Source organism: Diaphorobacter sp. LI3, from assembly GCF_022807955.1.
Classification (GTDB): Bacteria; Pseudomonadota; Gammaproteobacteria; order Burkholderiales; family Burkholderiaceae_C; genus Diaphorobacter; species Diaphorobacter nitroreducens.
The window spans coordinates 35513-47835 of the sequence record NZ_CP094347.1; the positions used below are offsets into that span (position 1 = coordinate 35513).

The 12323-nt window shown below is 65.0% G+C and carries 16 protein-coding genes; 15 read left to right on the plus strand and 1 reads right to left on the minus strand.

All coding sequences use genetic code 11. The features are described 5' to 3' along the window. Positions 1-2: 2 nt before the first annotated feature. The 15 genes from MRB47_RS19710 (at position 3) to MRB47_RS19780 (ending at position 11302) form a co-directional block, all read left to right on the plus strand. The gene (locus MRB47_RS19710) at positions 3-620 is read left to right on the plus strand and encodes a phospholipase D family protein (protein ID WP_017510840.1); all 618 of its coding nucleotides are present in this window, start codon (positions 3-5) and stop codon (positions 618-620) included. Positions 621-639: 19 nt separating this feature from the next. Next, positions 640-1371 carry a hypothetical protein gene (locus MRB47_RS19715; RefSeq protein ID WP_252102662.1) on the plus strand — a complete coding sequence of 244 codons (732 nt, stop codon included), beginning with the start codon at positions 640-642 and terminating at the stop codon, positions 1369-1371. Between the two features lie 768 nt (positions 1372-2139). After that, positions 2140-2580 carry a single-stranded DNA-binding protein gene (locus MRB47_RS19720; RefSeq protein ID WP_009242153.1) on the plus strand — a complete coding sequence of 147 codons (441 nt, stop codon included), beginning with the start codon at positions 2140-2142 and terminating at the stop codon, positions 2578-2580. Between the two features lie 86 nt (positions 2581-2666). Beyond that, complete coding sequence (locus tag MRB47_RS19725) at positions 2667-3494, plus strand: DUF932 domain-containing protein (protein WP_252102663.1); 828 nt, start codon at positions 2667-2669, stop codon at positions 3492-3494. Between the two features lie 69 nt (positions 3495-3563). Further along, on the plus strand, positions 3564-3872 hold the full coding sequence (locus MRB47_RS19730; protein WP_009242150.1) for a hypothetical protein: 309 nt from the start codon (positions 3564-3566) through the stop codon (positions 3870-3872). Between the two features lie 108 nt (positions 3873-3980). Beyond that, positions 3981-4211, plus strand: a complete 231-nt coding sequence (locus MRB47_RS19735) for a hypothetical protein (protein ID WP_252102664.1) — start codon at positions 3981-3983, stop codon at positions 4209-4211. A 1101-nt stretch (positions 4212-5312) separates the two neighbouring features. Then, positions 5313-7289, plus strand: a complete 1977-nt coding sequence (locus MRB47_RS19740) for a DUF3560 domain-containing protein (RefSeq protein WP_051443603.1) — start codon at positions 5313-5315, stop codon at positions 7287-7289. A 53-nt stretch (positions 7290-7342) separates the two neighbouring features. Then, positions 7343-7810, plus strand: coding sequence for a stable inheritance protein KleA (gene kleA / locus MRB47_RS19745; protein WP_027477989.1), 468 nt, complete (start codon positions 7343-7345; stop codon positions 7808-7810). A gap of 13 nt (positions 7811-7823) precedes the next feature. Then, positions 7824-8273 carry a hypothetical protein gene (locus tag MRB47_RS19750; RefSeq protein WP_017510524.1) on the plus strand — a complete coding sequence of 150 codons (450 nt, stop codon included), beginning with the start codon at positions 7824-7826 and terminating at the stop codon, positions 8271-8273. A gap of 106 nt (positions 8274-8379) precedes the next feature. Beyond that, entirely contained in the window at positions 8380-8535 is a 156-nt protein-coding gene (locus tag MRB47_RS19755) for a hypothetical protein (RefSeq protein ID WP_252102665.1), read from the plus strand. A 555-nt stretch (positions 8536-9090) separates the two neighbouring features. Then, positions 9091-9585 carry a RadC family protein gene (gene radC / locus MRB47_RS19760; protein WP_011798644.1) on the plus strand — a complete coding sequence of 165 codons (495 nt, stop codon included), beginning with the start codon at positions 9091-9093 and terminating at the stop codon, positions 9583-9585. Positions 9586-9757: 172 nt separating this feature from the next. After that, on the plus strand, positions 9758-10087 hold the full coding sequence (locus tag MRB47_RS19765) for a hypothetical protein (protein ID WP_017510519.1): 330 nt from the start codon (positions 9758-9760) through the stop codon (positions 10085-10087). Between the two features lie 14 nt (positions 10088-10101). Continuing rightward, positions 10102-10428, plus strand: a complete 327-nt coding sequence (locus MRB47_RS19770; RefSeq protein ID WP_017510518.1) for a hypothetical protein — start codon at positions 10102-10104, stop codon at positions 10426-10428. Positions 10429-10440: 12 nt separating this feature from the next. Continuing rightward, the gene (locus tag MRB47_RS19775) at positions 10441-10677 is read left to right on the plus strand and encodes a hypothetical protein (RefSeq protein WP_017510517.1); all 237 of its coding nucleotides are present in this window, start codon (positions 10441-10443) and stop codon (positions 10675-10677) included. 7 nt (positions 10678-10684) lie between these two features. Beyond that, a complete protein-coding gene (locus MRB47_RS19780; RefSeq protein WP_038314819.1) occupies positions 10685-11302 on the plus strand; it encodes a recombinase family protein in 618 nt (205 codons plus the stop codon). 637 nt (positions 11303-11939) lie between these two features. Here MRB47_RS19780 and MRB47_RS19785 read toward each other — a convergent pair. Then, a complete protein-coding gene (locus MRB47_RS19785) occupies positions 11940-12161 on the minus strand; it encodes a hypothetical protein (RefSeq protein ID WP_038314825.1) in 222 nt (73 codons plus the stop codon). Between the last annotated feature and the right edge of the window lie 162 nt (positions 12162-12323).

The window sequence follows — 12323 nt, forward strand, 5'->3', positions numbered from 1 at the left end:
CTATGAAACCTTCTCGCTTCCTTCCTGTGATCCTCGCCGGCCTCGCCTTGAGCTGGGCCGGCTCCGCTTTCGCCTTCAAGCCTAGCGCGCTGCGCGAGCTGGCCGATGCCATTGAAACGGCCGCGCCTGTTGCCGTGCCTGCGGCCGGCTCCATCGAGGTGGGCTTTTCGCCCAAGGGCGGGGCCGAGGCGCTGGTTCTTCGCGTGATCGACTCCGCGAAGACCGACATCAAGGCGCTGTCCTACAGCTTCACCAGTCCGCGCGTGGTGGCCGCGCTGCTGCGCGCGGCCAAGCGCGGCGTGGCTGTCTCCCTGGTGGCCGACTACAAGAACAACATCACCGACGACCGCAGCGGAAAGGGCCGGGCGGCCCTTTCCGCGCTGGCCGAGGCCGGTTGCGATGTCCGCGTGATTTCCGCTTACCCGATCCACCACGACAAGGTGCTGATCGTGGATCGCCAGACCGTCGAGCTGGGGAGCTTCAACTACTCCGACGCAGCCGCGCGCGTGAATTCGGAGAACGTCCTGGTGAACTGGAATAATTCGGCGCTGGCCAAGGCATATCTGGCCCACTTTGATCGCAACTGGCGGCAATCCGAGCCTTTCCGTGCCCGGTATTAACAGGAACTCGGAGAACACCATGACCGTCGATTTTTTCCTCATTGATGCCCCGCACACCGTCCCCCAGGAATTCCAGGCTTGGGAGGCTGCGAAAGCGCATCACCGCGCCGTTTTTCTGCGCTGCGTGGATGCCGAAGATGGCAGCGCCGAACAATCCCGCCTCGATACGGAGGGCCGGGCCGCGAAGGCCGAGGCTGACCGCTTGGAGCAAGCCGCGCGCACGGCTTGGTTGCGGGCGAAGCGGCAGTCCGTGGAAATCCACATCAACAATGACACGCGCGAAACCCGGCATTGCTTTACCGAGCAGCCGTTGCGAATCCACGCCGGTTTCACGCACCAAGATGCGGCCGCTGGCTGGCGTCAAGTCCTCGCCTTTTCGTCCAGTCCGACCCCTGATGCCGACACCTTGGCACGGATCGAGCGGGCGAAATCTGATGCCGTCTCGCAACTGAAATCCTATTGGGCCGAGCTGGCCGACGCCACCGATATTCAGCGCGTGATCTACCAAGGCGTGCATTACACCTGGGATGTGCTTGGCGAGGGAATCGGCTTCGGTGGGCAGGCGTTCCGTGTTGAGTGGCTAGACCCTGATCGAGAGCCGACCGAGTGCAATTTGTTCGCGCAGGGTCGCATCCCGGTTTGGATGCGTGAGAAGCTGCCCGACAACGCCCGTTCCATCGAAGACTTGGGCTATCGAATTGATCCGTTTCCGGCTGTGGATGACAGCTTGGATGACGACCCGCCGTATTAACCCCTGGGCGTCTCCCCTGCGGGGCCGGGCTTTCGTGCTGCGCATCGAGCCGCCTGCGGCGTCTCGCCCCTGCGGGCGTCAATCCCTGACGCCTCCGCGCCGTGCCGGCGCTGCGCGCTCCGCTTGCCGGGCCTGAAGGCCCAGCCGAGGAACTTTCGCGCGCGAAAGTTCGGGATGTGGATCTGATCCGTGGTGTGCCGGCGCTGGTGCGCTGAATCCGCTACGCGCGGGGCCGCACCCCACCACTACCTCGCGCCTTTATTCGTCGTCATGGTGCCCTCCGGCCGGGCTTCTCCGGTCAAGGGCCGGGCTGCGCCCTGAAATCCTCACCCGTTCGGTGCTCGCCTGCGGCTGCGCTCCGCGTGCGGCCTCCGGTTTCTCCCTTGACCGCGCCCGTCCTGCGTGCCCCTGGACGCCGAGGCGACGAGGTAGATGGTGGGATGCAAAAGCCGGCCCCCGCGCTCCGCTGGCCATGTGGGTGATCGACGGGGAGCAGGGGAGCTTGTGCCCCTGCGGGGCAAGAGCAACTGCAACACCTTGGGGGCCTGTTCCGGCCCCCAAACCCCGCCCCGAGGCTCCAAGGTAGCTTGCCTGAACCCCGAAGAAACACAAGCCCGGAACCCGCGAAAAATCAGGCTTTTTTCTCTCTAAAACTATTGACGGTCAATAGTTTTATGGTACAATATGACTCATGGTGTAGGAATAAAGAACGGTTCTACACCAGGCAGCAAAGACCACCATCAACCGAGCAAAAAAGGAGCTTCGATCATGGCCAGCATCAACACTTTCACCATCGTGGGCAACGTGACCAAGGACGTGGAATTGCGCTACACGCCCAGCGGCACGCCTTCCGTGACCTTCACTGTCGCCGTGGATAACGTCTATTTCGACCGCGACGGCAAGAAGCACGAAGAAACCGACTTCATCCCGGTGACGACCTACGGCAAGCAAGCCGAGAACGACGCCAAGTTTCTGAAGAAGGGTTCCACCGTGGCGGTGATGGGCCGGATTCGTAGCTGGTACAAGCAGGCCGAACGCAAGGGCGGTTTCAACTTCGAGGCCGAGCGCGTGCAGTACCTGGGCCGTCCCAGCGGCAACCGTGCAGGCGGTGACGCTGGCCAGCAGCAGCAAGGCCCCGGCAACGCCGAGCACGACGACTGGATGCGCGACTACGACAGCACCGAGCAAGCCGGTCAAGGCCGCCGCTGATCTTTCACCCTGGCGCACAAGGCGAGCAGGCCGAGCGCGCCAGTTTTCAACCCCTAGACCATCATCAACTCACTGGAGAAACCACCATGCAACTCGCAAGCCGCTTCCGCAATGCTTCCGGTATCCGTGCCGACATGCCCCTGTCGGATGACCAAATCCGCGCCGTGGCCCCCTCGATTTTTGCCGAGGCCGCCCACGAAAGCCGCTCCGCGCGTTACACCTATATCCCGACCATTGACGTTCTGAACGGCCTGCGCAAAGAGGGCTTTCAGCCCTTCATGGTTTGCCAGACCCGCGTGCGCAACGAGGAAAAGCGCGAGCACACCAAGCACATGATCCGCCTGCGCCACGCCGACCAGATCACCGGCCGCGAGGCGAACGAAATCATCCTGCTGAACAGCCACGACGGCACCAGCAGCTACCAGATGCTGGCCGGCATGTTCCGCTTTGTGTGCTCTAACGGCATGGTATGCGGCGAGACAACCAGCGACATCCGCGTGCGCCATAACGGCGACGTGGTGGGCGAGGTGATCGAAGGCGCTTTCAAGGTGCTGGACAGCTTCGAGGAAGCCACCGCCCAGCGCGAGGCCATGCAGGTGCTCACGCTCAACCAAGGTGAACAGGCCGCCTTTGCCCGCGCTGCACTGGCCCTGAAGTACGACGACCAGGACAGCGGGGCCGTGCCTGTCACTGAATCCCAAATCCTGGCCCCGCGCCGCTTCGAGGATCGCCGCGACGACATGTGGACGACCTTCAACCGCGTGCAGGAAAACATGATGAAGGGCGGACTGCGCGGCCGCAACCGCAGCGGCCGCACCACCACAACGCGCCCGGTCAACGGCATTGACCAGAGCGTTAAGCTGAACCGTGCCTTGTGGGTGCTGGCCGAGGAAATGCGCCGCCTGAAGGGCTAACCCGAGCCGCCCGGCCACGCTGGACGCGCGGCCGGGCATCCCTCCCGCCACTACACGAAGGACGACACCATGAGCAGCCACCACGAATGGGCCGAGGAAGTCACCGCCCAGCACGACGCGCAAAAGCCCTATGCACCCGAGAACGGCCAGCCCTTGCGATTCAAGGCCGGTGATCCGGTGATTTACACGAACCCGGCAGGCATTGAGTTTCCCTTGCGCGTCACCGGCTTCTATCAGCGCCCGGCTTCGCCGTGCGGCCAGTACGCGAACGGCGCGCGCTATCTGCTGGACTGGGATTGCCCGTGGTTCCCGGTTCCTGAATCCCGCTTGCGCCTGGATGAATCCCGCGCCGTGCCCGAGCTGGAGGCCGCCGCCTAAATCGGAGCGCCGTCCGCTGGCCGGCGCTGCAACCCGCTGACGCGCACCAGGGCGAGCAGGCCCGCGCGTGAGCTTCACCCTTAGACCATCCAACCCGAGGATATGACCATGAGCAAGACCGCCGCCGACACCGCCACCAACGAACTGATCCGCCACGCTATCGCGGCATGGGGCTACTTGGTGCGCTGGGGTTCCCGCCTGACCCTGGCCGAGTTTGCGGCCGTGATCCGCCGTCACTCGTCCCATGAACGCGCCAAGGCCCTGGCCGCCGCGCTCGAATCGGCCACGGGCTTTGTGGCCCGCGACTGGCGCGGCTTCCGCGCCAACTGGCAATGCTGATGACCACCGCCCGCCTGCGCGGGCGGGCGCTCTTGGGGCTGCGCCCCGCCGCGCGGCATCCTGCTGGGCTTGGCCGGCACGGCTTCGCCGTCCCGGCGTGGCCCTTTTTCGGGTGTGCGCCGTGGGCGTGAGAGCTGGCCAGGGCTTTGGTGCCCGCAAGCCGAAACGCGGGCTTTGCCCGGTATGTGCAAAGCGCGGCATGACGCAATGGCGGGCTACGCCTGCGGGGATGCTCCGCTGGTGCCAGTATTGCCAGCACAGCGAAGGGCAGGGCGTCTATGACCTGTTGCACCAGGATTCCCGCCGTCGTTAGGGCGTCTCCCCTACGGGGCCGGGCTTTCGTGCTGCGCATCGAGCCGCCTGCGGCGTCTCGCCCCTGCGGGCGTCAATCCCTGACGCCTCCGCGCCGTGCCGGCGCTGCGCGCTCCGCTTGCCGGGCCTGAAGGCCCAGCCGAGGAACTTTCGCGCGCGAAAGTTCGGGATGTGGATCTGATCCGTGGTGTGCCGGCGCTGGTGCGCTGAATCCGCTACGCGCGGGGCCGCACCCCACCACTACCTCGCGCCTTTATTCGTCGTCATGGTGCCCTCCGGCCGGGCTTCTCCGGTCAAGGGCCGGGCTGCGCCCTGAAATCCTCACCCGTTCGGTGCTCGCCTGCGGCTGCGCTCCGCGTGCGGCCTCCGGTTTCTCCCTTGACCGCGCCCGTCCTGCGTGCCCCTGGACGCCGAGGCGACGAGGTAGATGGTGGGATGCAAAAGCCGGCCCCCGCGCTCCGCTGGCCATGTGGGTGATCGACGGGGAGCAGGGGAGCTTGTGCCCCTGCGGGGCAAGAGCAACTGCAACACCTTGGGGGCCTGTTCCGGCCCCCAAACCCCGCCCCGAGGCTCCAAGGTAGCTTGCCTGAACCCCGAAGAAACACAAGCCCGGAACCCGCGAAAAATCAGGCTTTTTTCTCTATCAAACTATTGACGGTCAATAGTTTGACGGGTAGAATATAGGCATTGCTTCAGTGATGAGGCGATGCCCCGGCAGGGGTAACGGTGAGCAGACCAGACCCCAGCCGCTTAGACCATCTTCAACCCTTCCGCATAAGGAAAACGACCATGCAAACGCTGACCGCCACCTACTCCCCCGAAGACAACAAGCTGCGCCTTTATCCGTCCTCCCGACTGGATAGCGCGACTTATGAGCGCGTGAAGGCGGCCGGGTTCAAGTGGGCACCCCGTCAAGAGCTTTTCGTGGCCCCCATGTGGACGCCGGCCCGCGAAGACCTGCTGATGGAGCTGTGCGGCGAGATTGGCGACGAGGACACCGGCCTAGTCGAGCGCGCCGAGGAACGCGCCGACCGTTTCGAGGACTACAGCGACAAGCGCGCCCATGACGCCAGCGCCGCGCGCAACGCCGTGCAGGCCATCGGCCAGCGGTTCGAGTTCGGGCAACCCATCCTTGTGGGCCACCATAGCGAACGCAAGGCCCGCAAAGACGCCGAGCGCATGGAAAACGGGATGCGCCGCGCCGTGCAGATGTGGGAAACCTCCGAATACTGGAAGCAGCGCGCAGCCGGTGCCCTGCGTCATGCGAAATACAAGGAGCTGCCCGCCGTCCGTCATCGCCGCATCAAGGGGCTGGAGGCCGACAAGCGCAAGCAGGAGCGCAGCAAGCAAGAGGCCGAAATGTGGCTGAAGCTGTGGCTTGAATGCGAGGCCGAGCAAGACGCCGAGCTGCAAAAGGCCGTCGCCCTGCGCATCGCTGGCATGTGCTGGCTGCACCTGCCGCGCAAGGAAGGCGACCGCGAAGACTGGAGCCACACCCCGACCGCTTACGACGCCTTGAACGGCTCGCATCCGAACCTCTACGCGCCGCGCACCCTGGCCGAAGTGATCGAGGCGGCCAAGAAAACCTACCCGGCGACGATTGCCCATTGTGACCGCTGGATTGCCCACTTTGAAAACCGGATTGCCTACGAACGCGCCATGCTGGACGAGCAAGGCGGCCTGAAGGCTGAAGGCTTCGACATCCAGCCGGGCGGCCGCGTCCTGGTCGATGGTGAATGGCTGGTGGTGATGCGCGTCAACAAGAAGGGCGGCCAGATCAACAGCGTGACCACGAATGCCCGTTATGTGCGCGTGCGCGGCATCGAGGAAATCAAGGACTACCGCGCGCCGACCGAGGAAGACGCGGCCAAGGTCAAGAAGGCCGCCAAGCTGCCGCCGCTGGTGAATTTCCCCGGTGAAGGCTTCATCGAAATGACCGCCGAGGAATACAAGCGCAAGCCCACCGATTACAAGGGCACCCGCACCGCGCAAGCCACGGCCGAGCATGGCGCATACCGCTACCGCACCGCCTTTTTGGCCAATAGTGGCTATCGGATCGTGCAGGTTTACATCACCGACGCCAAGCGCGTGGACAAGCCCGCACCCGAGGCCGCCGAGCCGGTGAAATTCGAGCGCGAACCCGTGGCCCCGGCCCCGGTGGCGACCGAGCAGGCCCCAGCCAGCGCCGAGAGCACCGACAAGCGCGCGGCGATGGCCGAGGACTTCCAAGCCATGCGCGACCAGCTCAAGGCCGGCGTGCAGGTTGTGAGCGCCCCGCAGCTTTTCCCGACCCCGGCCGACTTGGCCGCCCGCATGGTGGAGCTGGCCGACATCGAGCCGGGAATGCGCGTGCTGGAGCCGAGCGCCGGCACCGGCCGCATTCTGGAGCAGTTGCCCGAGGGCTGCGAAGTGGTGGCCGTGGAGATTAACGCGGCCTTGGGTGGCCGCCTCGATGCAGACCGCCGCGCCGTGGTGATCGGTGACTTCCTGCAATGCACGCCCGAAACCTTGTGGGGATCGTTCGACCGGATTCTGATGAATCCGCCCTTTGCCAACGCAGACGACATCAAGCACATCCGCCACGCGCTGCGCTTCCTGAAGCCGGGCGGCAAGCTGGTGGCGATCTGCGCCAACGGCCCCCGCCAGAATGCCCAGCTTCGCCCGCTGGTGGAGCAGCACGGCGGCGAATGGGAGAACCTGCCGCCCGATACCTTCGCGGAATCCGGCACCGCCGTTAATACCGCCCTTTTCACCCTGACCGCCTAACCCACCAACGCACGCGCCCCGGCTTCGCCGGGGCCGCTCAAGGAGTACGAGCCATGCAACCGAAATTTATGCCTTGGGTTGACCTGCTGCCGGAAGTGGGCGACCCGATCCGCAACGAGCGCAACAAGCTGGCCGCCAAGCTGGCCAGCGCCGAGGAACTGGAAAAACAAGCGGCCGCGCTGCGCGCGGGAGTCCGTGAGGGCCGCGCGGCCCTGCTGGATCGAATCATGAAGCAATGGACGCTGCACGACATCGAGCAGGCCGCGACCGCTGCCGCCGACCGTGGCCAGCCGTTCCCGCCCGGCTTCGTGAAAGACGGCGAGCTGCGCGAGGCGCTGCGCGCCCTCGATGGTGCCCCGTCCCCGCTGGAGGTGTTGCAAGCCTTCCACGCTGGCCGCGTGATCCGGCAACACAACCTTTTCAGCACCGCGACCGAGGACGAACAGCGCGACACGCTGCACCGGGTTTTCGACTGGTGGAATTACGGCGCTGTCCCGCTGCTGACCCGCTTGGAAGGCTAGGGGAGGGCGGCCGATGTCTATACAGGAGCAGGCCGCCGCACTGGTGGCCGCCGTCGATCCGGCCGCTGTCGCGGCCGTGATCGCGGAATTCCCCGAGGCCGAGAAGGTGGGCATCCGCACCAACTGGCAAAGCCTCGATCCCCATCTAGGGCACCGCGTCCCGAAGGCCCCGGCCGACCGGGCCGAGTACCTGGCCCGGAAAATCGAGCAGTACGAGGCCGAGCTACAGCGCGACATCGCCACATATACGCGCTACCGCGAGCAGGGCCTAGCGGCCCTGTCCGCTTACGACGTGTGCATTTCCAGCGGTAACAACCCGCTGGGCGCGCTGCGCACGGCGCTGCGCCTGAAGGACGCCCACATTTCCTATGACCTGTCCATTCTGGTCAAGCTGACGCTTGAGCTGGAGGACGTGAAAACCGAGCTGGCCGAGGCGGAACCCCCGCAACTGGCCCTTTTCTGAAACGCGCGGCCGCCCGGTGGCGGCCGCAACTGGAGCACCTACTATGCCCCGCGCCCATGTCCCGACCATTGACGAAGTTTTAGCTGATCCCGCCGCCTCCCACTGGATGAAAGACGCGCTGCGCTCCGCGCTGGCCCGTGACCCGGTGGACGTGGCCAACGATGCCGCCTTCCTGTGCGCCCTGCTGGACAAGCGGGCCGATGCTGCTATGGAGGCGGGCAGGGCGGCCGTGGCCGCGACCGCTCCCCAGGTGGAGCGGTAGGCTGGCGACAAGCCCGGCTGCGCCGGGCTGGAAGGGCAGGGCTTCGCCCTGCTGGCTGGGCCGGCAAGCCTGCGCGCTGCGCGCGCCGTCCTGCCGGCGTCCTTCCTTGTGTCGCTGCTGCTGGCTGGCTGGATCTTCTCCTTCCCCCTGTTCCGCTCCCTCCGTGGCTTGCCCTGGCCCCTGAAAACCTGCTGGGCGAATCGTCCCGCTTCGCGGGCCGACCGGGCTGCTCCAGGTTCGCGCATTCGCGCTCATCCCCTTCGGGGACTGCTGCGCAGCCTTGCACATCCCTTTCGCTTGCGCCCTCCGGGCGCTGGCCTGACGGCCTGAAGTGAGCTTTCGCGCGCGAAAGCTGGACAACTGCACAAAGGCGTCCGTGGTGTGCAGAGGGTGGGGATTGCCTGTCACTTCCAAGGGTATCAGTTCGTTCTCGCCGTCAAGGGCTGCGCGCCCTGAAGGGCGCTTGCGGCCGCTGGCCGTTTCACCCTTGACCGCTGCGCTGCGAACCGATCCAGAGGAAGTAGGCAATCCCGCCCACTTCCTGGAGTCCATGACATGACCGCTTCGCACATCGACCTTTTCACTATTGACGACAACGGCCAGTTTCAACTGGCCAGCGCCGGCCAAGTCATCGAGGCCGCCTTGGCCATCCTTGACGAAAAGGTGATGCGCAACGGCCTGATTTCAGCGCCGGCTGACGCCAGCGCCTTCTTCTCGCTGCGCCTCGGGAATCTGGAGCATGAGGTGTTCGCGGCCATCTTCCTGGACGCACAGAACCGCGTCATCGAGTACATCGAGCTGTTCCGGGGCACGCTGACGCAGACCAGCGTGTACCCGCGCGAGGTGGTGAAGACCTCGCTGCGCCTGAACGCTGCCGCCGTCATTTTCGCGCACAACCACCCGTCCGGGGTGCCCGAGCCGTCGCGCGCCGATGAGAACCTGACCAGAGTGCTGAAGGACGCGCTCGCCCTGGTGGACGTGCGCGTGCTGGATCACGTCGTCGTCGCGGGTGGCGCGTCCGTGTCCTTCGCTCAACGCGGCTTGCTGTAGCCGCTGCTGGCCGGGTGAAAAACCCGGCAAACGCCCCTTCGGGGCGTTTTGCCCGGTAGTTTTAACGACCGTTTTTCCTATCGGAAAAAGCGGCATTAAAACGTACCTTTTAATTACCGTTGAATCCGGTAAAATTTGCCCTTTCTGGACAAATAACTACCGTGAGGCCCTTATGAGCGAGCATCGCCCGATCTACGGCGCGAATACAGCCGTTTTGAGCGACTTTCCCGAGCCGGTGAGGGCAACCCTTCACCTGATCGAAAAAAACCCGTCTAACGAGGCCGCGCTGATCCTGCTCCAGTGCGCCGCTTCCGCCGCGCACCCGGACTACCTTTTCAGTCTGGCCATGCTCAGTGCCCTCCCCATCGAGTACAAGGAGGCCGCCCTGGAGCTGATCGAACACAGCCTGACCAGCGGTTTCACCGTGGACGAGCAAAGCGCACTGCTGCGCTTTGTTGAGCCATTCATGGCCACCGCGCTGCGCGCTCCGCGCGGCCGCTGACGCGCCGGCCCATCATGGCGCTCGACATCTTCGCGCTGCTGACTTCGGACGGCGATCACGCCCAGGCCGACCACATGTTCACCGGCAAAGCCGGCGACATGCTGGCCGTGGCCGACGTGCTCGATGCCGTGCATTGCGCGAATCGCCGGCTGCGCGCCGTTCCGGCGCTGGCCAGCCGATTCCGCAATGGCGCTGCCTACCCCATCCCCTGCGTGCGACTGACCAAAGCCGAGTGTCGCGTCCTGGTGGACGCGATCACCGACTTTGGCCAATCCATGCCCAAGACCACCAAAGCCCGCAAACTCGCTGACCTGCTGGCCAGCTCCGTTTGCGTCTACTGACCGGAGCCGTTCATGGACGACAAAACCGCCGACCGAGTGATGTCCGCATCCCTCGACTATTTCAGCCGCAGCACCTTCTTTGCCCTCCTGGTGCTTGTCGCCGGCTGGGGCCTTGGCTGGTTGCTGGGCTTCGCTCTCGCTCGCAGCATCCAGTCCAAGACCGGCGCGGCATTCTGCCGCCGCCTGTGCCCGATTGTGGGCGTCCTGGCTGCTTTCCCTCTCGCCTACAAACTCATGTTCTCCGCGTGAATCTGCCGTGCCTCGTTACTTCGCTTACTTGCGAGTCTCACGCGACTCGCAAGACGTGGCGAACCAGCGGCTTGGCCTGCTGGATTTCGCCAACTCGCGCGGCTACGCCCCGCTCGTTGTCGTTGAAGAAACGGCAAGTCGCACCGTTCCCTGGCGGGAACGCGCTCTAGGCTCGCTCCTGCTGGAGCAGAGCCAGCGCGGCGACCTGATTCTGACCTCAGAATTCACCCGCCTGGGTGGATCGCCCGGCCAAGTCTTTTCGATCCTGGAGACTGCCGCCGAGCGCGGCGTCACCATCATCATCACGAAGAACGGCACCGTCATGGACGGTAGCCTGAATGCCCAAATTCAGGCCGCCGCTTTCGCTATGGCGTCCATGATCGAGGTGGAATTCACCCGCGCGCGCACCCGTGAAGGCTTGCAGCGTGCTCGCCTTGAGGGCCGCATCGGCGGCCGGCGCAAAGGCAGCACCGGCCGCCTCAAGCTCGACCCTCAACGCGACAAAGTAGGGGAGCTGCACGCCCTTGGTTTGACAACGCCGAAGCTCGCCAAATACTTCGGCGTCACCGAGAAAACCATGCGCAAGTTCCTTGCGCGGCACTTCCCCAAAAAAGCACCGGATTGACACCGCCGGCCCTTCGGCCCGGCCGTGCCAATCCGGTTTCCCCGGCTTCGCTTCTTCCCGGCCTCTCGTTCCCGCTTCGCAGGAACTCGGGCCGTAAATCGCTCCGCTTGCCTTGGCTCGATGGTGGCCAGCCTTCGGCCGACCACCATCCTTGCCCTATTGCCGCCATCGCCGGATTTTGCCGCTTCGCTGCAACCGGCGCCGGCCGCGAAATGCGCGGCCTGGCTTCCGGCTGCCGATAGCCTCTCCGCTACCGCTTCTAGGCTCTCCGCTGCTAGCCCCGTAGGCCGCCACCCTCGCAAACTTGCTTCGTGTCGCCGGGCCGTCGCGGTTCCCGCTGCCGCCATTCGGCGGCCGTCCCGGCCCGTCCGCTTTGCGGCCGGTAATGCGCAACTTTCGCACGCGAAAGTCGGGGAGGCGCTGGGCGGCTTCCCTTGCTTTGCTGCGGTTCGCCTTGCGCCTACTCCCCGCTTTCCGGCCTGCTGTTTCGTTCCGCGCTTGTGCCGCGTCACGCAGGGCCGGAAAGTGCGAAAGGCGAAGACGACTTCCTTCGTTCGCCGCCTTCGCCTTTCCTTGTCACGCAACCGCGCCCCTTCCGTGGCGTCTGTCGGTTGCCCTCAATTTCTGAATGGCTCCGCTACAGCGTACCCCATTCCCGTTCGTGATCGTCTGTTGAAATGCGCTCCAGGATGCGGCCGCATCCTTCCGCGTCGTTGTCGTAAAACCCCACGTCGATGCCGTAGGGGTTAGTTAGCCAGATTTCAGCACCGTCCGCATTGATCGCCCAGCCGTCGATTTCCGCGCGGCCGTGTGTTTTCAGGCGCTGGTGCAGCTCCTGGCTTCCGATGTTTGGCTGCATCTTCTTCACCGTCCTTTGCTGGGCGAATCGTCCCGCTTTGCGGGCCGACCGGGCTGCTCCAGGTTCGCGCATTCGCGCTCATCCCCACTTTGCGGGGACTGCTGCGCAGCCTTGCACATCCCTTTCGCTTGCGCCCTCCGGGCGCTAGGCCGTGCGCCTATC

Bases quoted from the DNA above. Each gene is read 5' to 3' on its own strand.
- MRB47_RS19720 (WP_009242153.1), top strand. From the start codon at position 2,140: ATGGCCAGCATCAACACTTTCACCATCGTGGGCAACGTGACCAAGGAC.
- MRB47_RS19725 (WP_252102663.1), top strand. From the start codon at position 2,667: ATGCAACTCGCAAGCCGCTTCCGCAATGCTTCCGGTATCCGTGCCGAC.
- MRB47_RS19710 (WP_017510840.1), top strand. From the start codon at position 3: ATGAAACCTTCTCGCTTCCTTCCTGTGATCCTCGCCGGCCTCGCCTTG.
- MRB47_RS19730 (WP_009242150.1), top strand. From the start codon at position 3,564: ATGAGCAGCCACCACGAATGGGCCGAGGAAGTCACCGCCCAGCACGAC.
- MRB47_RS19775 (WP_017510517.1), top strand. From the start codon at position 10,441: ATGGACGACAAAACCGCCGACCGAGTGATGTCCGCATCCCTCGACTAT.
- MRB47_RS19750 (WP_017510524.1), top strand. From the start codon at position 7,824: ATGTCTATACAGGAGCAGGCCGCCGCACTGGTGGCCGCCGTCGATCCG.
- radC (WP_011798644.1), top strand. From the start codon at position 9,091: ATGACCGCTTCGCACATCGACCTTTTCACTATTGACGACAACGGCCAG.
- MRB47_RS19715 (WP_252102662.1), top strand. From the start codon at position 640: ATGACCGTCGATTTTTTCCTCATTGATGCCCCGCACACCGTCCCCCAG.
- MRB47_RS19735 (WP_252102664.1), top strand. From the start codon at position 3,981: ATGAGCAAGACCGCCGCCGACACCGCCACCAACGAACTGATCCGCCAC.
- MRB47_RS19755 (WP_252102665.1), top strand. From the start codon at position 8,380: ATGAAAGACGCGCTGCGCTCCGCGCTGGCCCGTGACCCGGTGGACGTG.
- kleA (WP_027477989.1), top strand. From the start codon at position 7,343: ATGCAACCGAAATTTATGCCTTGGGTTGACCTGCTGCCGGAAGTGGGC.
- MRB47_RS19765 (WP_017510519.1), top strand. From the start codon at position 9,758: ATGAGCGAGCATCGCCCGATCTACGGCGCGAATACAGCCGTTTTGAGC.
- MRB47_RS19740 (WP_051443603.1), top strand. From the start codon at position 5,313: ATGCAAACGCTGACCGCCACCTACTCCCCCGAAGACAACAAGCTGCGC.
- MRB47_RS19785 (WP_038314825.1), bottom strand. From the start codon at position 12,161: ATGCAGCCAAACATCGGAAGCCAGGAGCTGCACCAGCGCCTGAAAACA.
- MRB47_RS19770 (WP_017510518.1), top strand. From the start codon at position 10,102: ATGGCGCTCGACATCTTCGCGCTGCTGACTTCGGACGGCGATCACGCC.